Source organism: Paenibacillus sp. JNUCC 34 (assembly GCF_058269055.1).
This window is the reverse complement of record NZ_CM177770.1, coordinates 1,050,075-1,072,898: the sequence shown is the minus strand read 5'-3', so window position 1 is coordinate 1,072,898 and position 22,824 is coordinate 1,050,075. Positions and strand designations below refer to the sequence as shown.

The 22,824-nt window shown below is 46.9% G+C and carries 21 protein-coding genes and 2 other annotated features; of the genes, 4 read left to right on the top strand and 17 right to left on the bottom strand.

The window, feature by feature from the left end:
• Nucleotides 1–121: 121 nt before the first annotated feature.
• The 5 genes from groL to AC2TF5_RS04860 all read right to left on the bottom strand — a co-directional run bounded on the left by groL (nt 122) and on the right by AC2TF5_RS04860 (nt 7,262).
• Nucleotides 122–1,750, bottom strand: coding sequence for a chaperonin GroEL (gene groL / locus AC2TF5_RS04880; RefSeq protein WP_491301105.1), 1,629 nt, complete (start codon nt 1,748–1,750; stop codon nt 122–124).
• Nucleotides 1,751–1,812: 62 nt separating this feature from the next.
• Nucleotides 1,813–2,094 carry a co-chaperone GroES gene (groES, locus tag AC2TF5_RS04875; RefSeq protein ID WP_054956559.1) on the bottom strand — a complete coding sequence of 94 codons (282 nt, stop codon included), beginning with the start codon at nt 2,092–2,094 and terminating at the stop codon, nt 1,813–1,815.
• A 442-nt stretch (nt 2,095–2,536) separates the two neighbouring features.
• Nucleotides 2,537–5,158 carry a metallophosphoesterase gene (locus tag AC2TF5_RS04870; protein ID WP_491301104.1) on the bottom strand — a complete coding sequence of 874 codons (2,622 nt, stop codon included), beginning with the start codon at nt 5,156–5,158 and terminating at the stop codon, nt 2,537–2,539.
• Between the two features lie 3 nt (nt 5,159–5,161).
• The gene (locus AC2TF5_RS04865; protein WP_491301103.1) at nt 5,162–6,427 is read right to left on the bottom strand and encodes a class I SAM-dependent methyltransferase; all 1,266 of its coding nucleotides are present in this window, start codon (nt 6,425–6,427) and stop codon (nt 5,162–5,164) included.
• Between the two features lie 31 nt (nt 6,428–6,458).
• Nucleotides 6,459–7,262, bottom strand: coding sequence for a nucleotidyltransferase domain-containing protein (locus tag AC2TF5_RS04860; protein ID WP_491301102.1), 804 nt, complete (start codon nt 7,260–7,262; stop codon nt 6,459–6,461).
• 206 nt (nt 7,263–7,468) lie between these two features.
• Here AC2TF5_RS04860 and AC2TF5_RS04855 point away from each other — a divergent pair, with 206 nt between their 5' ends.
• A complete protein-coding gene (locus tag AC2TF5_RS04855; protein ID WP_491301101.1) occupies nt 7,469–8,791 on the top strand; it encodes a helix-turn-helix transcriptional regulator in 1,323 nt (440 codons plus the stop codon).
• Nucleotides 8,772–9,581, top strand: coding sequence for a WYL domain-containing protein (locus AC2TF5_RS04850; protein WP_491301100.1), 810 nt, complete (start codon nt 8,772–8,774; stop codon nt 9,579–9,581). The genes AC2TF5_RS04855 and AC2TF5_RS04850 overlap by 20 nt, the downstream gene beginning before the upstream one ends.
• 95 nt (nt 9,582–9,676) lie before the next feature.
• Here the strand turns inward: AC2TF5_RS04850 and tatC are convergent, their stop codons facing one another.
• The 5 genes from tatC to AC2TF5_RS04825 form a co-directional block, all read right to left on the bottom strand.
• Nucleotides 9,677–10,453, bottom strand: coding sequence for a twin-arginine translocase subunit TatC (gene tatC / locus AC2TF5_RS04845; RefSeq protein WP_491301099.1), 777 nt, complete (start codon nt 10,451–10,453; stop codon nt 9,677–9,679).
• A 136-nt stretch (nt 10,454–10,589) separates the two neighbouring features.
• The gene (locus AC2TF5_RS04840; RefSeq protein ID WP_491301098.1) at nt 10,590–10,820 is read right to left on the bottom strand and encodes a twin-arginine translocase TatA/TatE family subunit; all 231 of its coding nucleotides are present in this window, start codon (nt 10,818–10,820) and stop codon (nt 10,590–10,592) included.
• A gap of 137 nt (nt 10,821–10,957) precedes the next feature.
• Nucleotides 10,958–11,443 carry a MogA/MoaB family molybdenum cofactor biosynthesis protein gene (locus tag AC2TF5_RS04835; RefSeq protein WP_208917964.1) on the bottom strand — a complete coding sequence of 162 codons (486 nt, stop codon included), beginning with the start codon at nt 11,441–11,443 and terminating at the stop codon, nt 10,958–10,960.
• Between the two features lie 65 nt (nt 11,444–11,508).
• The gene (gene moaC / locus AC2TF5_RS04830; protein ID WP_491301097.1) at nt 11,509–11,985 is read right to left on the bottom strand and encodes a cyclic pyranopterin monophosphate synthase MoaC; all 477 of its coding nucleotides are present in this window, start codon (nt 11,983–11,985) and stop codon (nt 11,509–11,511) included.
• A 4-nt stretch (nt 11,986–11,989) separates the two neighbouring features.
• A complete protein-coding gene (locus AC2TF5_RS04825) occupies nt 11,990–12,607 on the bottom strand; it encodes a 5-formyltetrahydrofolate cyclo-ligase (protein WP_491301096.1) in 618 nt (205 codons plus the stop codon).
• A gap of 431 nt (nt 12,608–13,038) precedes the next feature.
• Here AC2TF5_RS04825 and AC2TF5_RS04820 point away from each other — a divergent pair, with 431 nt between their 5' ends.
• Nucleotides 13,039–14,991 (top strand): ABC-F family ATP-binding cassette domain-containing protein, encoded by a 1,953-nt coding sequence (locus tag AC2TF5_RS04820; protein WP_491301095.1) that lies wholly within the window; start codon nt 13,039–13,041, stop codon nt 14,989–14,991.
• 615 nt (nt 14,992–15,606) lie between these two features.
• Here the strand turns inward: AC2TF5_RS04820 and AC2TF5_RS04815 are convergent.
• From AC2TF5_RS04815 to AC2TF5_RS04785, 7 genes are all read right to left on the bottom strand, one after another.
• On the bottom strand, nt 15,607–17,130 hold the full coding sequence (locus AC2TF5_RS04815; protein WP_491301094.1) for a 2-isopropylmalate synthase: 1,524 nt from the start codon (nt 17,128–17,130) through the stop codon (nt 15,607–15,609).
• Nucleotides 17,131–17,332: 202 nt separating this feature from the next.
• Nucleotides 17,333–17,670: a binding site (T-box leader), on the bottom strand.
• Between the two features lie 53 nt (nt 17,671–17,723).
• Nucleotides 17,724–18,037: a binding site (T-box leader), on the bottom strand.
• Nucleotides 18,038–18,117: 80 nt separating this feature from the next.
• Nucleotides 18,118–19,155: a tRNA (adenosine(37)-N6)-threonylcarbamoyltransferase complex transferase subunit TsaD gene (gene tsaD, locus AC2TF5_RS04810; RefSeq protein ID WP_491301093.1), complete on the bottom strand. Its 1,038-nt coding sequence runs from the start codon at nt 19,153–19,155 to the stop codon at nt 18,118–18,120.
• Nucleotides 19,152–19,676: a ribosomal protein S18-alanine N-acetyltransferase gene (gene rimI / locus AC2TF5_RS04805; protein ID WP_491301092.1), complete on the bottom strand. Its 525-nt coding sequence runs from the start codon at nt 19,674–19,676 to the stop codon at nt 19,152–19,154. Before rimI ends, tsaD begins: the two co-directional genes overlap by 4 nt.
• Nucleotides 19,677–19,696: 20 nt before the next feature.
• Nucleotides 19,697–20,479 carry a tRNA (adenosine(37)-N6)-threonylcarbamoyltransferase complex dimerization subunit type 1 TsaB gene (tsaB, locus tag AC2TF5_RS04800; RefSeq protein ID WP_491301091.1) on the bottom strand — a complete coding sequence of 261 codons (783 nt, stop codon included), beginning with the start codon at nt 20,477–20,479 and terminating at the stop codon, nt 19,697–19,699.
• Nucleotides 20,472–20,966: a tRNA (adenosine(37)-N6)-threonylcarbamoyltransferase complex ATPase subunit type 1 TsaE gene (gene tsaE, locus AC2TF5_RS04795; protein WP_491302809.1), complete on the bottom strand. Its 495-nt coding sequence runs from the start codon at nt 20,964–20,966 to the stop codon at nt 20,472–20,474. Before tsaE ends, tsaB begins: the two co-directional genes overlap by 8 nt.
• Before the next feature lie 284 nt (nt 20,967–21,250).
• The gene (locus AC2TF5_RS04790) at nt 21,251–21,433 is read right to left on the bottom strand and encodes an H-type small acid-soluble spore protein (RefSeq protein ID WP_208917957.1); all 183 of its coding nucleotides are present in this window, start codon (nt 21,431–21,433) and stop codon (nt 21,251–21,253) included.
• A gap of 2 nt (nt 21,434–21,435) precedes the next feature.
• Nucleotides 21,436–21,723, bottom strand: coding sequence for a hypothetical protein (locus AC2TF5_RS04785; RefSeq protein WP_491301090.1), 288 nt, complete (start codon nt 21,721–21,723; stop codon nt 21,436–21,438).
• A gap of 166 nt (nt 21,724–21,889) precedes the next feature.
• Here AC2TF5_RS04785 and ku point away from each other — a divergent pair, with 166 nt between their 5' ends.
• Complete coding sequence (gene ku, locus AC2TF5_RS04780; RefSeq protein WP_491301089.1) at nt 21,890–22,822, top strand: non-homologous end joining protein Ku; 933 nt, start codon at nt 21,890–21,892, stop codon at nt 22,820–22,822.
• Nucleotides 22,823–22,824: the final 2 nt, after the last annotated feature.

The window sequence follows — 22,824 nt, the reverse complement described above, 5'->3', positions numbered from 1 at the left end:
AAGACTACCTCCTTGTTTTTAGGAAGTAGTCTTTTCTTTAGAAAAAAGTCATTTACGTGACCAGTTCTCAGTTTGGGCAAAAATGTACTTAACCATCTCTCAAGAATGAGTGATGATTTCCTTACATCATGCCGCCCATTCCACCCATGCCGCCCATATCAGGCATGCCTGGCTTTTCTGGTTCTGGCTTGTCAGCGATAACCGCTTCAGTTGTCAAGAACATAGCTGCAACGGAAGCTGCGTTTTGAAGAGCGGAACGTGTTACTTTCGCAGGGTCAACGATACCTGCTTCGAACATGTTCACCCACTGATCAGTAGCAGCATTGTAGCCGATGCCGATTTCTTCTTTTTTCAGACGCTCAACGATTACGGAACCTTCTTGGCCAGCGTTTGCTGCAATCGTGCGGATTGGCTCTTCCAGAGCGCGCAGAACGATGTTCACGCCTGTTTTCTCGTCGCCTTCTACTTTTACAGCAGAAACAGCGTTGTATACGTTAACGAGCGCAGTACCACCACCAGATACCATACCTTCTTCAACCGCAGCACGGGTTGCGTTCAGGGCATCTTCGATGCGCAGTTTGCGTTCTTTCAATTCAGTTTCAGTAGCCGCACCAACTTTGATTACTGCTACACCACCAGCCAGTTTAGCCAGACGCTCTTGCAGTTTCTCTTTGTCGAACTCGGAAGTAGTTTCTTCCAGTTGGTTACGGATTTGCTTAACGCGAGCTTCGATATCGTCTTTGTTGCCAGCGCCGTCAACGATGATTGTGTTTTCTTTAGTAACACGTACTTGACGAGCCGTGCCCAATTGATCGATGGAAGCGGATTTCAGGTCGAGACCAAGCTCTTCCGTAATCACTTGACCACCAGTCAATGCAGCGATATCTTGCAGCATTGCTTTACGACGATCACCAAAGCCTGGAGCTTTAACAGCAACTGCGTTAAATGTTCCACGCAACTTGTTCACGATCAGCATCGCTTGAGCTTCGCCTTCGATGTCTTCTGCGATCAGAACGAGCGGTTTGCCTTGTTGTACGATTTTCTCAAGGATTGGCAGGATTTCTTGAGTGTTAGTTACTTTTTTATCCGTGATCAGGATGTATGGATTTTCAAGAACAGCTTCCATTTTATCCGTATCAGTAATCATGTATGGGGAGATGTAGCCACGGTCAAACTGCATACCTTCTACAACTTCCAACTCAGTCAAGAAGCCACGGGATTCTTCAACGGTGATAACACCATCTTTACCCACTTTATCCATAGCTTCTGCAATCAGTTGACCTACTTCTTCATCGTCTGCGGATACGGAAGCAACCTGAGCGATTTCCTGATGGTTTTTAACTTCCTTCGCAATGTTTTGAAGCTCTTCTACAGCAGCTCTAACCGCTTTATCGATACCCTTGCGGATGATCATTGGGTTAGCGCCTGCAGTTACGTTTTTTAGACCTTCACGGATCATAGCTTGAGCAAGAACCGTTGCAGTTGTTGTACCGTCACCGGCAACATCGTTAGTTTTGGTAGCTACTTCTTTAACGAGCTGAGCACCCATGTTCTCGAATGCATCTTCCAACTCGATTTCTTTAGCAATCGTAACACCGTCATTTGTAATGAGCGGGCTTCCGAATTTCTTTTCCAAAACAACGTTACGGCCTTTCGGTCCGAGTGTTACTTTTACTGCGTTAGCCAATGCATCAACACCGCGGAGCATTGCGCGGCGGGCGTCTTCACTAAACTTAATATCTTTAGCCATGGTATTACATACCTCCCTAGTGGATTATGAATATTTCAGCACTCTTATATTCAGGTTGTGAATTAACCCAAGATCGCGTGGATGTCGCTTTCTTTCATAATCAAATATTCTTTACCTTCGTATTTGATTTCTGTTCCGGCATATTTGGAGAAAATGACACGGTCGCCTTCTTTAACTTCCAATGCTACACGAACACCATCTTTCAAAGAACCGCTTCCTACAGCGATAACTTTTCCTTCTTGCGGCTTTTCCTTGGCGGAGTCCGGAAGCACGATCCCGAATGCCGTGGTTTCTTCTTGTTCGATTGGTTCTACCAATACGCGTTCACCTAAAGGTCTGATCATGAAAAAATAGCCTCCTTTAAAAATATGTTGTGGTGCTCTGGTTCAAAACTTTATGTATTAGCACTCAACCATCGTCAGTGCTAACAACCAACTTTATGATACTTCAAGTTGCCTGAAGATTTCAAGTCCCTTGCGCTATTTTTTACTCACTTTTTACCTTTTAATGTCTTTCGCCGGGTTGTCCAATAAATCCCCTCTTCCATTCTATCCATGCCCCGCCAAAATATGCCTAGGTTTTTGGACGTCGGTCAACGATAACATGAAGCGAACATTTCAAATCACGGTAAGCAAAATAGCCCGAAAGACGGTCACTTTGATAACAAAGCGCCATGCTTTCGGGCTATTGACGAGAATCGCTGCAGGATCTAACCGCGCGTAGCTCCCAGAGCGCGGCGAGTCATCGCATGAGCGTCAGCCGACAATCAGATCATTTACACGACCGTTAGAGTCTAGGGTCGATTTCCTTTTCTTTTTCCATCTCAAAAAGAAGCTGCACCGCAATCTCTTTGTATTTCTCATTACTCGGGGAAATATCGTCATATTTTACACCAAGCATCTGGTTTCCAAGCTGATATTCAGTCATCGAAGTACGAAGCTTCTTATGAGTGTTTTTTTGCTTCAAAAGCTTAGCATATTTGTGTGGAAACCGGTAATCGTATCCGTAAATAATCGAGAGGTATTCCGGATTGCGCACCTTCAAATAAGGAGCCGCATGCCCCTGCACTTTTTCCGGTTTGATCACAATGCCTTCCATTCGATTCTGGGTCGTAAGTTTAGCAAAGAAAGCTGCTGCTTGTTCATAGCTGTCCTTTTCATTTAAATCAATCACCAAATATTCATCTTCATTCAATAAGTGGAACATCTCAGAGGTATTCATATCTGGAATTCGTTCCTCACCGTTCTCCCGAACCTCTTTCAGTATAGCGAACGGTTTGTAGCTCAGATCTGCATCGCCTGCATAAATATCCAGCTGCTTCTTGTACATTCGGTATGCTTCCTCGTGTTCTGCGAGTGGCACATAAGCTTTCTGAACATCCCGAATATTTTTATACGACTGATAATTACTCGAACCGTACTTATCCATTAGCGCAGATTTAGAAAGACGAAACTGCTCCTTTTCAAAGCCGCTCTCATCATAATCTGCTACCAGCTTAGCAAAAACCCCCTCAAATCCCGTCTCCCTCAAGAACTGTGTCTCGGTCTCAAGCGCACGGGCAATCGGCTGAAACTGTCTTTCGATCAAGCCTTCTCCAAGAGCCTTCCATGGCAGCAGCTCCCCATCAAGCAGCATCATTTCGAGCCCCTCGGTTTGCATGTAGGATTCAAACTTTAGCTGCAGCTGTTCGTAAACAGTCGACAAATCAATCCCGCTAATCTGGTAACCGTTACGACTGACCGCATAGCAGCGCCTTATGTCACGGTAAAGATATACACTGCATCTCGATCCCATGTATTTGGGCTCCAGCACAACGTTAAATATCCCTTGCTCCTTATAATAATCAAGCCCACGCGCCAGCGACTCTAGTTCTCCTGCTTCCATATCCTTATCCGCTGGTGACATCGTTCCCGAAATAAAGTTAATTTTATGATGAGAGCAATATTCAAGTCTTCTCAACGCTTCGCGGTCCAAATCCTGAAGGTGAACCTTGTTCTGTTCCGACCTCATAAACAGCTCAGGTAGCTCTTCTTGAAGGAGTTTCTGGTCAGCCCCCTGCAACGCCGATGGCGATTTATAACTTCTGTAAAACGGCTTATGCCCGATTACAACCGAGGTCAGCATATGCCCATGCACGCTTCCGGTATCGATATGAATTTTATTATTAATCCGAAACGGTCTCTTAGCAGCCACATGCCCAAACACATGATAAGGATGATTGCTAACGGCTTCCTCACTGAGAAAATAAAGCTGCTGCTCTGTCGTGACCTCAGGGTTGCTTCGATCCAGACGAAACGATCGCTGATGGCGGAGGGAATTGTTATCCAGTTTACCGATATATTTATTCCGGCAAGGAGCATGAGTAACATAATAAGATGGACCCCCTTGACCCATAAATCGATAGAATGGCTTAGCTTGACTCACCAGTTCATTAAACCTTTGGAGCAAACCTTCGTCCCTGCCGAGCGTTTCTGTAGAATCAAAATAACTACGCAGCAGCTCTGGATCAACGCCTTTGATCTCTCCTCTCATGTATTTGTAGACAAAATTCTCATGATTACCCATCAGGAGCAGGAAATGCTCACGATTATCATAAATAAAATCAATCATCGCCTTGGTCTGCTTGCCTTTATCGATCCAGTCCCCTGCCAAAATCACTCGGGTATTCTGCACCATATCCGTAACAACCAGCCTTCCTTCACTCAGCTCATACCCATAACTAAGCAAGAGACCTTGCAGCGCATCGATGCGCTCGTGTACGTCCCCTATTACAATGTATTTCTCATCTTGAAGAAGAATGGAGGATAGGTATTCCTCTTTGTTATCTACAACCACCTTATAAGCAGGCCTTGTACTCTCCCCCTCAGACGAGAGAAAATCCTTAGCACGCACCTTATGAACGGCATCGTAACCTTCGCGGGCGAGAACAGGAAGCACTTCCTTTTTCAATCGGCTAATATGTGTCGTTATCAGCTTTTTGGAACGATCCGAGGCGTAGTAATCTTCCCGCTTACGATAATCAAACAGGATCACTTCCACCCGGTAGTTATTATCATGTGCCACTGCAAGCACCTTGCTTCGAAAGTCTTCTGACAATGCGGTCGTATCAACCACAACAAAATCAGCCTGAATCGGAAAAGAAGTCGTTAGCTTAAGCCGCTCGAACAATAACTGAAACGCATGCGAGCTTGCCTCCAGCATTACCTGATCATATTTATCGTAACTAAACCCAAGCAGCTCCTGCCGGATTGCGTCTGAGGACAGGTACTGAACATTGCTTCTATAATGTCGTTCCGGGTATTCCCATTGCAGCGCCGGAATAAGGACTTCCTTCGCAAACGTCGTTTTGCCACATTCCGTTGGCCCTACCAGCAAAAAGATGGTATGCATCTTTGTATGAATTTCCATTCCTTATTCCCCCTTTCTCATCACGATCATGCCTTGTGTCGTATGCATGCCGTCCACGCCGTCGCCAATCATGACATACTCGTACCGAACTGCTAGATCCTGAACCATTTCGTTAAACCACGATTTAAACTCGTCCTGCCCCATTTCCCATTTATGATCCTCATGTCTAAACCCGGAAAGCTCATAATAACGGTTAAAATCTGCATTCGGTGTCGTAATGACCAGCTTATCGAACTGAACCGCCTGCATGATTTGGCGTATGAACTCCGCTGCTTCCTCCCTAGGCATATGCTCTATCACTTCTGTCAGGATGACATCCACCATCTCTTCATTGTAGGTTTCTAGAAAAGCTGACAGTGATGGAAAAGTCACCAGATTGTCCAGGCCCTTAGCTTCCGCTTTGCGCTCAACAGCTGCAAGTAAAGTTTCGTTAATATCTACTGCGTAGTAAGAATCCTCTATTTTTCCGGCAAAAGAAAAGGCATAAAACCCTTCTCCGCAGCCGATATCCAGTATCGGTTTATTAAATGAAAGGACGCTCGCAATATAGCTTCTACGCTGCATCGCCGTGTTTCCATAGGCAAACTCAATGCTGTACCTTTCGGTTTGCTCAAGCCCATGCTTATACTTTTTGAAACGTTCACGATTGTTAAGGAAATTACGTACAAAAAGACTGCGTATGTAATAAGGTGCATCCATAACGTTTAGACTCCGAATATACTTTTCAAGTACTGCATCCGAGGTATCGAGATACTCGCTGCCAAACATCGACAAGAACAGGCTTAGCACGCTTACCGTATGCAGGAGATGATACAGGCTTCTTCGTGTGGTCACCGTTAATGCATAGCTTTTATGAGCCTCATGCCGGAGAGTAAGAGAATATCCTTCAAGGTGTTTCTGGAAAAATTCGATATAATGGGCCTTCTCGATATGAATGAGGTTAAGATAAAAAGTATGTTCATAACCACTCATATCCCGGTCGTCCTGCTTCTTAAAGGGAGCCGAGAAAAATTCGCCGATAGCAGCCAGCGGAAATAATGGCGTGTTATACCTCGATACGTTTAAATATTCAAAACTTTCCCCTTGATGCTGTTTATAGGATATATCGTTATCCGCATCCTTAAAGTACACATTGAAAGCGGAAGGTTCAGAATACCAACCGTAGGCCATTCCTTGACGGAGACTCCGAATCTGCATCCCCGTTTCAGGATTCTTCTTTATTAAAAATGAAAATTGTGGATTTGTTGATGTTAACTGTACAATAGCCAAACCTCTCTCTCCCTTCTTATCCCTTGCGCGTTCATGGTCTTTCCATCCCCCATGCCTCTGCTAAAGCGTTGCGGAACAAATGATCCAAGCGTTCATCTAGCTGCGTATCCTGTCCCTTCATTTCGCTTGCCCATTGTTCGTAATCGGTTAACTTCTCCTCTATAAAATCATTGAGTATAGATAGCCTTGGCTCATAATCCATCTCCTGACCCGATTTTTTGCGAAGAAGCAATGTATCGATGATCCCCTTTAGCTCGCTGCCTTCCTCAAGAAGGCGATTCGTAAGCTGTTCAAATTCCACAGGAGGCATTTCGTTATATCTCTCAATCCATTCACATGCCAATATCGGACGCAGTACGTAAAAATACTTTTTGATCTTGACGAGTTCCCCTTGCAAATACTTGCGATAATTTCCTTTTGCCATATTGAGATAGTGATACATGCAAGATCTAGGCGAGAACACAAGAGATGAGATGCTCCGGATTTGCCCGGCAATGCTCAATCTCTCCATATACTTAATGGGGGACTCCAGCCACTCGAGCAGCGGAGGATTCGACTTGCGAAAAAGACCTAACGCTTTCTTCAAATCCCAACCGCTTATATCAAGAGAATCGTTAATTGGCCTTTCGATGACATCTCTTTTATCGTAAATGGACAAGTACCACTCCACAGGTCTGACATAGATGAACCTTACGTCATAGTCGCTATCCTTAGACGGGAAGCCCCAAGCCCTGCTGCCAGATTCGCATGCATAAAGGATTACGACCTGTTCGTCCCGCTCGATACGTTTAAGTTCTTCCTGTATGTATAACTTCATTTCCTCCGTTAAACTCATCTCGAAGTCTTCTCCTTTCCTATCTTGTCGTGCATTTATTCATTCGGAACATCCTCATTTTCTTCGATAAAGCAGTCTTTCAACAGGGTGAAAGTATGGCAATCAGAAAAAATATGTTAAATATTCCTTCCTCAAGCCAATTTCCATCCCACAACACTTATAATTAGGTTTAGTTAGATTGAAAATATGATTTTAAGGAGGTCTCCATGGCTCGGGAAAGCTTTGATAAAGAAATTCAGTTCCTTCGCATTCTCGCACTGGCAGGAGGGGCCTACAACCGACAACAACTTGCAGACCGCCTCGGCATATCGGTACATACCTACGATAAGACGCTCAAACATTTAAAAGTCATGGTTGAAACACTTCAGCCTCAGCTACCTACAGAGCAAAACACTGCTTTGTCCGAAGGGCTGCGCTACTCATACTACGAGTCCGCCGATCCGCTCCTTCTTTTTTTGTTCCGTGGAAAATCACTCAAAGCATCAGAAAGTGTGAGGCTTTCGCTGCTTCTGACTCACTTGCAGTATCAGAGCCTGACAGCTAAAGAACTGCTCGATCTGTTTAGCAGCCACCTTGCCTATGAGGATGAAACTCTGCCTGATGAGAAGACGATTCGAGGAGATCTCAAATATTTGGAGGAGGTTGGCGTCATCGTACGCATCGATGGAGAACGTCCTTACCGTTACCGTGGGGCCACTGATCTTATTGATCGATTGTCCGACGATGAACTTCTCGACCTCTACGACTATGTTGATGTCATGTCGAATACTCAGCTGCCGTCCGTTCAGGGGTATATACTCAGAGACAACTTAAAAAAAGCCTTACGGCAGCGTGATTTTTCCACCAATGCCATCCATACATATATTTATAAATACCATTATCACTCCCGGATTTTGGATGAAGCTCATCTGTATACGATTTTTCAGGCGATTCAAAAACGGGCAAAACTCAAGTTTCTATATTTGTCACCTAAAAGCACCTCACGGTATGCTTCTAAAAATACGAATCCACTGTTTCATAGGGAGTCCAAGGGAATACGAGAAATAGTGCTTCCACTTCGCATCATATACGACCACCAATATGGCAGATGGTACCTGATCGGTCATAATGCCAGACAGGGTCTGATGAAGTTTCGTATGGAAGGTTTGACGCAGATCGAAGAAGGGGAACAGGTGCAAGAGGAATTGTTCCAGAAAAAGCTTCATGAGGCGTTGGCTGAGCTGGAACATAGCTGGGTCACAGACACCGGCAATTCGGTTCGAGTCGTTGCGAGATTCTATAACCCCCATGACAGCAAGGTGAACTTCGTACTTGATCGAGTCCGAGCCCAGGGGCAATGGGGAACGATTACATTGGAATCAGAGAACTCTTTTTTATACGAGATTAAAGTAAACGGTACAACCGAAATCAAGCCATGGCTCCGCAGTTTCGGTTCCAGCTGCGAGGTGCTTGAGCCCCGCTCACTTCGCCAAGAGTTCATCAAGGAATGGAAGGAGATTGCGGCCTATTATGCGTTTGAATCTCTTTGAGAAGATATTTAATTACCAGATCATGACACGGCTTGACGAAACGGATTCGATCGCAATTACGACTCAAGAGCGTTCCTGGTTAAAAATAATGCTGGCCCATCCAGAAGCCGTACACGCCTTTACACCGGAAACACTGGAACGTCTCGAACAGATACTCTATTTAGAAAATACGGGACCAGATATACAGGAGATTATTCTTGAAAAAGCAAAGGGATACGAACGCAGCGTATACCATCCGCTTCTTCGAACGCTGCGCCGCCTGATCATACTGGAGCAAGGATTTCGGATGACCTACAAAACGAAACTCGGCGAGCTCCATAGCAATTATTCCGGATTCCCTTACAAGCTCGAATATTCGATGATCAAACGGGAATGGATGCTGCTCTGGTACAGTGCACACCATAAAAGGCTGATGTTTACTAAGCTCTGCAACATTTTATACGTTCAGGAGACGTCACTCCCGTCCTATCGAATTGAGCAGATCAAAGGACGGATAGGCAGGCTGATGGAAAATCGGAAAGACCACGCTGTCATTGAAATTAACCGAAAATATAACAGCGAGTTGTCGAGAATACTATATGCGTTCTCCTGCTTTGATAAAACGGTGAACTATGATGAAAACACAGAAGTATACCGTGTTGAAATCAAATATCCGGAGGATGAGCGTGATTTCCTCCTATCCCGTATCCGCTTCCTTGGACTACGAGTAAAAATTGTTGAAGGGACGGCATTACAAAAACGTATGCAGGAGTCGGCCATGATGGTGCTGGCGAGATATGATGCGAATTAACACCAAAATACAAATAACCCGCTTAACAGACACTGCAACAGAGTGACGGTTAAGCGGGTTATTCATTTTTATAGGCATACAATAGCATTCTGCGATTAATCCTGCTCTTCATCAACATGTATGTATTGGCTTTCCAGTTCCATATCCGCCTGCAATTGCTTGCGATACACAAAAGCCGAAAGAAATACGCTTATTTCGTATAGAAGCAGCAGCGGGATCGCCACCAGGAAATCGGAGATAATGTCTGGCGGCGTAATGACAACAGCCACAAACACAAGTCCGAAATAGGCTACACGGCGCATCTTCTTCAGCCGCAGCGGATTCAGAAGCCGAATTTTGGTTAAGAACATCACAATCAAGGGAAGTTCAAATAACAATGCCAGCGGCAGCACCAGATTGAACATAAAGTTAAAATAATTCGTGATACCGTATGTCTCCTGAAGCCCCATACTCTTCGTAATAGTAGTCGTAAAAGATAGCGTCATTGGAAATACGATGTAATATCCAAATGCAATACCCATAATTAACAGTAAAAAAGCATATGGAATATAACGAACTGTCGCCTTTTGCTCATTTTTCCGTAGTCCTGGCTTTACAAAAGCCCAAAGCTGATAAAATATAAACGGAACCGATATAACAAACGAGAAAAGGGCAGCAATTTTCATATAGATCCCGATACCATCCCAAAAAGAGAAGGCATTCAGTTCAAACGACTTGGCCTGCTCCGATCCCGTCAAATACCGGTAAATCGGCTCAGCGATAAATAGACCGGCAATCAATCCGCCCACAAATACGACAAGCACAATAATAATCCGCTTGCGAAGCTCACTAAGATGCTCTACAAGCGCCATCTCTTCCATTTTTTCCGACATGCTAGATATCACCTCATCTGTATCCCGGCAGCACAAGAAGAAACGGCTGAATCCTCGCGTAGGAAGGGGTCCGTTTCTCATAATAAGTGCGAAAAATCCCTCCCGTAGGAGGGGATTTCACCTTACGAAACCGTTCTTATTCCGGAAGACGTCTATCTTCAACGTTGGCCTGTGCTGCGGACGGCTGTGGTGCTTCTTCCTTCTTCTTCGAAGCCGGCTCATCGTCAATGATCTCACGTGCTCCTTCCTTAAACTCACGGAACGTTCTGCCTACAGCGCGCCCCAGTTCAGGAAGCTTGTTCGGTCCGAACAGCAACAGAGCTAAGATGACGAGTAGAATAATACCTGGTACCCCGATTTGACTCATACCTTTCTCCTCCTAATTTACACGAAATCAGCCTATATGATATTTATACCGCCATCATACCATAACAAAAATCACATAAACAATGAGGATTTATGATATTTTTTACATAATTCTTCCTAAATCCGTTGCAAAATCCTTTATTCGCGATACTGTCCCGTAACCATAAGCAGTGCCTCAGGCAGCTGATCCATGACGGCTGCAAGATTCTCATGCACACCTTTGGGTGACCCTGGCAAGTTGAGTACCAGCGTTCGGCCGCGAATACCGCACACCCCTCGGAACAGCATGGCACTTCGATTCTTCTGCATAACCGTAGCCCGCATCGCTTCGACAATACCCGGAACTTCCCGCTCGACGACCCGTTTGGTCGCTTCCGGCGTTACATCCCTCACTGCTAATTCCGTCCCCCCGGTTGTAAGCACCAGATCCACTTGAAAATAATCCGTCAGCTCAATCAACGCAGCAATAATTTCATCTTCTTCATCAGGAACAATACGATATTCGATAATTTCGCCGCCCAATTCCTCTTCAATCAGTTCCCGGATAACCTGGGCGCTCGTATCCTCGCGTTCCCCCCGTGAGCCTTTATCGCTCGCCGTCAGGATCGCCGTTTTCCACAACATGAGTACCCTCCCCTTCCCTCTCTGCCGAATCTTTCTTCTATATTCAATAATGAAATGAATCCCGTTTAATTACTTTCGTTCAGGTAATCTCCACTCTTGCCTCCGGTCTTGCTGAGCAGCTTTGTTGGACCAATCTCCATATCCTTTTGCATTGCTTTACACATATCATAAACGGTCAGAGCAGCGGCTGAAACGGCTGTTAGAGCCTCCATTTCAACCCCGGTCTTTCCTGTCGTCTTCACAGTTGCTTCTATATATAATTCATCCCGGCCATTATCGCTGAATTCCACATTAATACCCGTAAGCGGAAGCGGATGACACATCGGAATCCAATCCGATGTCTTCTTCGCAGCCATTATACCAGCCACCTGCGCTACCGCAAGCACGTCGCCTTTTTCAATACCGCCCTCTTGAATACGGCGGAGCGTATCTGGATGCATCTTCACGGTTGTTCGTGCAGCAGCTGTCCGGGATGTTACATTCTTATCACTCACATCCACCATCCTTGCTCTGCCCTGCTCATTAAAATGACTAAGTTCCATTCCATCACCTTCCGCTAGAATCCAGTCTTATGTATCCATTTTCAGTTATAAGCCCGTCCAGACACAAATCGTGACGTTCCATAGGCACCTGATTCGTAACCTGAACTTCATATCCAAGCCCGATCCATAAGGGTAGCCTCTTCCCACCCGTTGCAGCCGGTAACATACGGTCCCGAAGACGGTCATAATATCCGCCTCCATAACCAAGCCTTCCACCGTGCCGATCGAATGCTAGACCCGGAACCCATATGACATCTGGAACAACATCGTTTCGGCACTTCTCTGCACGCTTAGGATCCGGTTCAGGAATACCATAAGCGCCTTGAATCAGTTCATCCCAGCTGTGGAGCAGGTATAGCTCCATCATGCCGCTTCCCCGAAGGCTTCTCGGTACCATGACCTCAATCCCATTCTCCCATGCCCACGCTATCAATGGCCGGGTATCTAGCTCCGAACGAAATGGAACATACACTAGCATACTGACAGCGTGACTAGACATGAGCAGATCGGTCGCATGACGGCAGACCTGTCCGGATCGTTCTTCACGATCGCTATCCGAAATTGAATCTCTAAGGGAAACTTTAAGTGCCCGAAGTTCAGATTTAGAACCAGAAGTGTTCAAACTTGTCTTTCCCTTCATACTTATAATTATGATTAGTTTACCATTGTTCCTCCCTTTCGCCAAGAATGCCCGAAGTCACCATGAATCGGTCGCTTGTTTACCATTTTTCATGTAAACTTATCTTATAGCAAGTGTTCAAAAAGTCAGACTTTTAGCACCGAAGCATATGCTTCCGATGTGCGTTTTTTCAAAACGCTTGAGTTGGATGAAGCTAGGGACTGAGGAGCGGAGCGTAGGCAGACCCTACGTGAGCATGCTTTCGAAGTATGTTTCCTTCGGAAACATTTTAGCTGAATTCAAGATTCGACGTCGATTTCACTTCCTGATTCACTTCGTGATCAAAAGATGATTTTTTGAACAACCTCTTATATCATCATCTGAATTTTATCGATGAATCAGGAACTACTATATAGATGGAGGTTTTATCTCACATGCTGCTGCAAGCCAATGGCATTACGAAATTATTTGGGGTCACCCCGGTGCTTGAGGGCATCAACCTGCAAATTCTCGAACGGGAGCGAATCGGACTCGTTGGTGTAAACGGTGCCGGCAAATCGACGCTACTTCAGATATTATCTGGAGATATGTCATATGACGGGGGACAAATATTTAAAGCAAAAGAAACAACGATTGGTTATTTGGCGCAAAATAGCGGCCTGCAGTCGGACCGTACCATTTGGGAGGAAATGCTGGACGTATTTACACCGCTCATTGAAACGGAACGCGAGCTTCGCCAAATGGAGCAGCAGATCGCCGATCCCGCCTCCAGCGAAGATCCGAAACGTTATCAGGATTTGCTTGACCGGTATGCCGTCCGTTCCGACTGGTTCAAGGATCATGGCGGTTATGAAATGGAAACGCGCATCCGCAGCATTCTCCACGGAATGGGCTTCGGAAGCTTTTCCCCGGACACCTCTATCGCCACTTTAAGTGGTGGTCAGAAAACTCGTTTGGCGCTGGCACGCATACTTCTTCAAGCCCCTGATCTGCTCATGCTGGACGAACCTACGAACCACCTGGATATCGCAACGCTAACCTGGCTTGAGGATTACCTGCGCGGTTATTCAGGAGCACTGCTTGTTGTATCCCATGACCGATATTTTCTGGACCGTCTCGTAACAACCATCGTTGAAATTGAACGCCATCAATCGAAACGCTACACAGGCAATTACAGCAAATATATCGAACTGAAAGCAGCGGAATACGAAACGCAACTGAAGCAGTACGAGAAACAGCAGGATGAGATTGCTCGGATGGAAACCTTTATCCAGCGCAACCTCGTGCGTGCCTCTACTACGAAGCGTGCACAGAGCCGTCGCAAAGCTCTTGACCGAATGGATCGACTGGACAGGCCCATGGGCGATTTGAAAAAAGCTCACTTCTCCTTCGAGGTAGAGTACATGTCCGGTAAAGAGGTGCTTCAGGTGAAAGACCTGTCCGTCGCCTTTCAGCCTGAAGAGACATTGTTCCGAAATGTATCCTTCGATCTCCGGAGAGGAGAAACTGTCGCCCTGATCGGACCGAACGGGATCGGCAAGTCTACGCTGCTCAAGTGTCTCATTGACGATATGAAGCCAGCTTCCGGCTCCTTGCAGTGGGGAACCAAGGTCAAGATCGGTTACTATGATCAGGAACAATCTGAGCTCAATCCGAAAAACACCGTGCTGGAAGAGCTGTGGAGCACTTATCCCCATATGGAGGAAGCACGAATACGAACCGTTCTTGGCAATTTTTTGTTCAGTGGTGAAGACGTCCTGAAGAAGATCAGCTCTTTAAGTGGCGGCGAAAAAGCGCGTGTGTCTCTTGCGAAGCTGATGCTTCTGGAAGCCAATATGCTTATCCTGGATGAGCCGACTAACCATCTGGATTTGTTCAGCAAAGAAGTGCTGGAATCCGCACTGATTGATTATGAAGGCACCCTGTTCTTTATTTCTCACGACCGCTACTTCCTGAACAAAATGGCGGAACGCATCGTAGAGCTGCATCCGGACAGCGTTCAACATTTCCTGGGTAATTACGACGATTACACAGATAAAAAGCAAGAGATCGTTGAAATGAACAACGAGCCTTCGGAACCGTTCTCCCGTGCAAGCAGCAAGCAGGAGACCGTTACGGAAGCTCCGACTGACAAACCAGGCGCCTCTACCTTCGAAGCAGATAAGCAAGCGAAGCGTGAAGAAAGAAACCGACAGCGCAAACTTGCCAGCCTGGAAGAACAGATCCATTCATTAGAGACGGAAATTGCGCAGCTTGAAGCGGAAATGGCCCTCCCGGAAATATATCAAGACTATATGGCTCTGCAAGAACGCCAACAGGCCGCGGATACCAAAAAAGCTTTACTGGAAGAAATTTTTGCGGAATGGGAAAGCTTGCTGGAGGCTTAAACAGTCCGATTTTATAAAAAACAAAAAAAATTCACAAATATGCTTCAAAATCACTTTTTCACTTATGCACAGCCTTATCCCCAACTTCGGTGCATAAGTGTGACTTGAAAATGGCCTAAATGGCCATTTTTTTGCTTTTAAACAAGCTTTTTAGCGAGGGCACCCAAGATTATCCACTAAGTTATGCACATTATCCACAGTTTCAACAAGTATTTTTGAAAATAATGTCCCCTTTTTTCAGCCTCTTCCAAACCTTTAATTTATCGGTGTTTTCTGAATTTGCGCACATTTTCGAAGGGAAATGTGGATAACCTTGTCCACAACTTGACAGAACTATCGATTCATATATATGAATCCCGTTTTTGTATGTAGATTAGGCCCTCTCCTTCGAAACGAAGAAGAAGGCCTTTTTCTTATAGAGGTTGTTCAAAAAGTCCGCTTTTGATCACGAAGTGAATCAGGAAGTGGGCTCGGCATCGAATCTTGAATTCAGCCGGTCCTTCCGGTGCTCACGTACCCAAAACGTACGCTCCGCTCCTCAGTCCCTAGCTTTATCCAACCTTCTCGGTGCTAAAAACCGACCTTTTTGAACACGCACTTATATGGTAATCGTCGTTAAACAGACAAGAGCGCCGAGTTGCATGCTGCTACGTATGCAAGCCCTGCCGCCATGACTATATCCTGGTGAACTGCTGTTCCACGGAATACCTTCCTGTCTCTTTCAACGGTAACGGCTGCCTCTGCATGCGCATCTTCGCCGTTACTCAGAGAATGAAGCTCCAGATCAACGAAGGAAATGCTACCGCTGATTCCTTGGCTGATTGCGGATATTACAGCCTGCACTGGTCCATCGGCTACGCTCGAATAAGACACCTCACGCTCCTCGTGCAAGTGGCGAAGTCTGACGGCCGCCACCCGGCTTACTCCGCTGCCGGATATTACCTGAACCTCACCCAGCTCATACACCTGAGCCGGTTTACCAAGCGTGCTGCTCACCATTTGCAGCAGTTGGTCATCACTGACTACCTTTTGCCGGTCTGCGGTCTCTTTGAAGGTATTGTAGAGCTTCTCCACGTCTTGCTCCTGAATGGATACACCATACCGGGCAAGCCTGTCTTTCAATGCATGTCGTCCAGAATGCTTGCCTAGAATAATCATACTGCGCGGTATGCCGAGATCCTCAGGGTTCATAATCTCATAGGTGCTACGGTCTTTCAGAAGGCCATCCTGATGAATACCCGATTCATGTTGAAAAGCATTACGGCCAACAACCGGCTTATTGAATGCAATCGGAAAATGCATCGCACCGCTGATTAGTCGGGACGTTTCATACAGCTTCTCTGCTGAGATACCCGTCTCTGCTCTAAGCACATCTCCCCGAGTAGCCAGAGCCATCACAAGTTCTTCCAAGGCACAGTTTCCTGTACGTTCACCTACACCATTAACCGTCACCTCGATTTGGCTGGCTCCGTTTCGAATAGCTTCCAGACTGTTCGCCACAGCCAAACCCAAATCATTATGACAATGAGCGCTGTACTCTACACTTCTGCCTCCCCTTGCCCCTTCACGAACCCGGCGGAACATCTCGCCATATTCTTGTGGAAGAGCATATCCGACCGTGTCGGGCAGGTTGATAATATTTGCCCCTTCCTCAATCACAGCCTCCACCATCTCAATTAAATCATCTATGTTCGTACGTGATGCGTCCATCGCGGTAAACTCGACCCGGTCGCAAAACTGTTTGGCGTACGCCGTCATTTCCCGTGCAGTCGCAACGACCTCTTTCCGACTCTTGCGGAGCTGATGCTTGATATGGATGTCGGACGAAGAGATAAACAAATGGATGCGCCGATTGGCTGCATCTTGTGTCGCCCGGACTGCTGCGTCAATGTCACCTCTAACCGCTCTCGCAAATCCGCATATTTCCACATTTTGAAGCTGGCGGGATATCGTTTGAACGGCGGCAAACTCGCCTGGACTGGACACAGGGAAACCCGGTTCCAGCACATCTACACCCAACTCCGCCAGTTTGGCAGCAAGCATGACCTTCTGCTCAGGCTGCAGACTTGCTCCAGGAGCCTGTTCTCCGTCACGCAATGTTGTATCCATCAAATGAATTCTTCGAATTTCTTGTACCATCGTGGGTTCCTCCCTTGTTTTTACGAGATGCGCCAGATCTTACTTACTTAATTTTTGACAAGATTACACCTGCGTCCGCACGTCGACTTGCGTTCGCAATCCCACCCAACTGCTGCCGGCAGCAAGAAGAAATATAAGACAAGTATGCAATATGAAATTCATACTTTCTTAGATTTCAAAAAAAAGCCCGCCATCTCCTGTTATAAGAGACGACGGGCTTTAACCCCTCCGTGGTACCACTCTACTTGACGCATTGATTTCGGCATCATGCCGAAACGTACGTCCGCTTAGTGTCCGATAAAATTACGCCGGCCGGGCGAAATATTTATCGGACTCCTGTTCACGGGGGATCCCGTAAGAGAGTAGATATTAGGACTTTTACTGCCTGCAAATCTATACCGTATCTGCAGCAGCGCCATCCATATTTCCCCCTCTTCCGCTCCCGGGCGAGATTCAAAGGCTCCTGCCGCCGCGTCACACCAAAACCACGGCTCTCTGAAGACAGTACCCCTTTTACTTGCTCCCGTTCATTGCGTTTAGTATTATTCGGTTTGTTTCTGCGAGAAATATAAAAAAGCCCACCATCTCTTTATTCAAGAGACGACAGGCTTGCTATCGCGGTACCACTCTTGTTGACTTGCCAGATTTACCGATCATCTTATCGGTCCTAAGCAAGCCCCCTCCATCGCCACACGTCACATCCATATTTATGGACTGCATATGCCGAGCCTTCTGACGGTGGCTAACCGTAACGATGTAATGCCGGACAACATCCGGCCAGCGCATCATGCGCTGTGTTCCAACGTTCCGCTCCCAGGCGAGTTTCAGGTCTCTTTCCACTGCGTCGCACCGTCCCGCAGCTCTCTTGATTCCGGAGATCCTTACTGTTCCTGTTCTTCACGTTTCTTCATTCTGGAATTTGAGGATGATTATACGTTCTTTAATTTCACCTGTCAAGAGGGCATTTTCCTAGCATTTTCCTGCTCTTTACTTAGCCCATTCTTCCAGAGAAAACTGGGGATCTGCCTTCATATCGAGAGGCGTCAGGTCTCCACGTTTCCATTTCAAATGAGCGGCTGCAGCAATCATAGCTGCGTTGTCCGTACAGTAATGATGCGGTGGAATGGTTAGAGGAATTCCCTCTGTTTCACAGCGCTCAGAGAGAAGATGCCGCAATCCGCGGTTCGCAGCAACCCCTCCACAGAGCAGCAACTGCTTAGCTCCATATGCCTTCACGGCGCGTACCGCTTTTTCCACGAGTACCTCGGTAACCGACTCCTGAAAGCCCCGGGCAATCGCACCGGTTCGAATCTCTTCTCCACGCATTTTGCTCTGATTGACGACATTTAATACAGCCGATTTCAATCCGCTAAAGCTAAAGTCATAGGAATCCGGCTCCAGCCATACGCGGGGAAGCTGTACGGCATCCTCCGCTTCCAAGGCCAGCCGGTCCACATGCGGGCCGCCCGGATAAGGGAATCCGAGCGCTCGCGCCACTTTATCATAGGCCTCACCTACAGCATCATCACGTGTACGGCCGATAAGTTCAAAGCTGCCTTCGGACTTCATGTATACAAGTTCTGTGTGCCCACCCGAAACAACGAGCGACATGCACGGGTATTCTATCGGGCCAACGATACGGTTGGCATAGATATGACCTGCGATATGGTGTGTGCCAATCAGCGGTTTTCCGAGTGCGTACGCTAAGCTTTTGGCCGCCACAACACCAACTAATAATGCTCCGACCAGACCCGGTCCCTGCGTAACAGCGATAGCCGACAAATCCCGCATATCAATACCCGCTTCGTAGACAGCTTCCTCCAGAATCACCGTAATGCTCTCCACATGCTTGCGCGATGCCACCTCAGGTACCACACCCCCAAATGCTTTGTGGGTTTCAATCTGACTCGCAATAACGCTCGACAATACTTCATGCCCATCTCTAACCACGGCAACTGATGTTTCATCACAGCTTGTCTCAATGGCTAAGATCAGACTGTGCTTCTCTGTATTCTGTTCATTCATAACAAACCTTCGCTTCCTTCCTCGCCTCCGTGTTCACGGTAAGGGGGCAAATCCGCCCACATAATCAGTGCATCCTCTCCATTGTCGGAATAGTAGCCTCTACGGATGCCTGCAGGCTCAAATCCTTTTTTTATATACAAACGCTTAGCCACCTCATTGCTTACCCGGACCTCCAGCGTTATACGTTCCATCCCCAAAAAAGAGGCAGTCTTCATCAGCTCACTAAGAAGCCGTTCTCCCCATTTTCGCCCACGATATGTTCCGAGCAGTGCAATGTTAGTTATATGAGCCTCGTCGACAATCGTCCACATCCCTGCGTAACCGATCGTCCGTCCTTCATACTCCATCACCATATAATGTGCAAAATGATTCAGCTTAAGTTCATTGTGAAAGGCTTCCTCGGTCCAAGGGAGAGTAAACGCATCATGCTCTACGACCATGACGTTCGGTATGTCCTCCATTGTCATCAACCGGAAAGACAAACCTTCGTCATGAGCCGGTGCTTTATATTCCTGTTCCATGATCCAATCCTACGCTCCCTTCACCGCTTGCGCAGCAGGTTCGCTTCCGCTTCCGAAAGCTGTGTATAGTTAGGTACCAGTGCATGCATCTCGTCCGATTCCCCCTGAAGCAGCCGCATGGCCCCCAAGCGACCGACCCAGCGACCCTCCAGTTCATAAGGGAGAATGTTCAGTTGACCGCTGTACACCTCACGAAGACGTTCAGCTGCTTCTGCATGTACTGCAACGTCACCTGTAAAGCAAATCGATACAGGAAGTTCTTCTTCTTGAAGTGCATTTAGTCGATCCGCAAGGGTATCAATCCATGTCGCCATCAACCGGATGGCATCAGGCTCAAGCCGCTGTGGTGCAGTACCTGCTCCGCCAGCGAACAGTGCTGTATACGCCTGTCCCCGTCTTGCATCCAGCAGCGGGATCACCCAGTGCAGTTCATTCTCCATCGAATGATCCTTCAGACCAGACGAAAGCCCTCCCCACGCAATCGCATGGAGGCTAGACACTCCGGCAACGGGTATTTTTTTCGCCCAAGAAAGCGTCTTAGCCGCTGTGACAGCCATACGAACGCCTGTGTAAGAGCCCGGTCCCACACCAACGGCGACACCGTCAATTTCATCCATACTCAAGCCTGCTTCCTCCACGACCTGTGCTATGACCGGGTGCATGTGTACAGAGTGGTTACGTTCGCCGCTCGCATTGATTTCCTTCAGCAGTTCATTATTTTCCATCGCAGCCACTGCCAGCGAGGCCGTGGACGAATCCAGCGCCAAAAACCGCTGTCGCGGCTTTGTGTTATGATTATTCATCGATAATTACCCCATTTTCATTCAATTCCCGGCACCACTGGCCGTAAGGTTCACCCAAGCCTTTTATAGTAATTACTCGTTCCGATAAGTTTGTTGTTTCAATCGATATATGAAGATGTTGTTCAGGAAGAAGCTCGCTTATAAGACTGCTCCATTCCACGAGACAGACACCTTCTCCGAAAAAATACTCGTCTAATCCAAGCTCGTCCGCTTCATCCAAAGACAGACGATACACATCCATATGATAAAGAGGCAGACGCCCCTCATATTCTTTAATAATCGTAAATGTGGGACTGTTCACAACACCGCTGATACCTAAATGCTTCGCGAACCCTTGGGAAAATGCTGTCTTCCCCGCTCCCAAATCCCCATCAAGACCGATGACTGTTCCCGGTATTGAACGCCGGGCCAGCCAGGCGGCTAGCCGTTCCGTGTCGGCCGGACTATTGGAAATGTAACGGAACTGCTCTTTATAACCGCTTTCTATCAATTGTATACCCACCTTTTGACGTGACTACTGAGTGATTTAACTTGTCCTTAATTATATCGGTCTCTACAGCATGCCGCAAGGGAGCCAGATGAGCATGAAATATATCATATTTGGATCATCCACTTCCATATCTAACACATGCATAATCCATTAACCCGCTGCCTATGTTCTCAAAGAATGATTCAAAACCGAAAAAACACCTTCCCCCGGGTGATCCACTAAGGGCAATCATCCGAAAAAAGGTGTTTCTTACGCCACTCGAATGCACGTTATGGTTCCTATTACTCGCCTTCTTCCAAGCGCTCCACATTTACCGTCACGGTATCTGTCGGTCGTGAGCCGACTTGAACCGTCGCCATGCCGTTAGCCTGATCGATATGTTCAATCCATACCGGCTCACCTTCCAGCTTTACCTTAAATGTATCATCAGACTTAAAAATACTCCAAGCGCGATCCAGTTCCATCTCTATTCCCCTTTCTCTGTATTTCCCGGTGTTTCGTCCACCGTCTTCATCGTATCTGTTGTTGTAGAACCTATCATCCCGTTATCTTCTGTCACATTGCCGCCAGCAAGACCCTCATTGACCATCCGGTCGATATCAAGCATCGTGGACTCGCGAGTCATCTCACTATCACTTGAAGTCAAGCTATTCCAGTTCAGTATTTCACCGTCTACCGGTTCCACGGTAAAATGCGCCTCCGATTTATTGTAATCGTGTTCCGATTCTTTACTCTCACTGTGCTCCATGGTCATTCATACACCTCCTCACACAAAGGTAGAGCCCACTGTGTTTCCAACGTCAATATGCCTCAATGTTCACGCCTTTATACATCAACTTATATAGAGTCTTTTTTTGGGCAAACTAATCAAGTAGAAACGGCTTTGCCGTCCTTCAAAAAATGATAGGGAGGAATCATAGATGCATACCGTCTGGAAAGGCGCCATCAGCTTCGGACTTGTTCACGTTCCCGTCAAAATGTTCTCCGCCACCGAGGACAAAGATATCTCTATGAGATATGTCCATAAAGTTTGCGGAAGTCCACTCTCTTATGTCCGTAAATGTCCGGTCTGCGAGGAAGAAGTCGGCTGGAAGGAGATTAACAAGGGATACGAGTATGAAAAGGGGAAGTTTGTTCTTTTTGAAAAAGAAGAACTGGAGCAGCTTTCGGAACAGAACAGTAAAAATATTACGATTCTTGATTTTGTTGATTTAACGGAAATTGATCCGATCTATTTTCAGAAAACCTATTACTTGTCACCCGATCAAGCAGGAGCCAATGCGTATCGTCTGCTTCTGGAAGCGATGAGACAGTCCGGCAAAATCGGCATTGCCAAAATTGCGATCCGCTCCAAGAGCAGTATGGCTGCCATAAGAGTCATCGATGAATGTCTGGCGATAGAGACGATATTTTACCCCGATGAGATCCGTCCGATCTCCCAGGTGCCTAACCTGCCGGAAAACACAACTGTAAACGACAAAGAGCTGACGATGGCACGTATGCTGATTGAACAGCTCTCCTCCCCCTTTGATCCACAAAAATATAGTGATGATTACCGTGAGCGTCTGCAGGGCATGATCTCCAGTAAAGTTGCCGGTGAAGAAGTGAAGATCGCTCCTGCACGTCAGGAAACAAATGTGGTTGATCTGATGGCCGCGCTTCAGGCAAGCATTGAGGCCGTCAAGCCGCCGATTGCAACAGATCCGGGAACGACAGCGAAACCCCGGAAAACGACTCGCAAGACCGCTGCCAAGGAAGCGACAGCCAAAGTCAGCGGTGAAGGACCAGAACTCGAAGGGCCTAAACCGAAACGCCGTACAACGAAAGCCAAGAAGACCGATACAGGTTCCTGAGC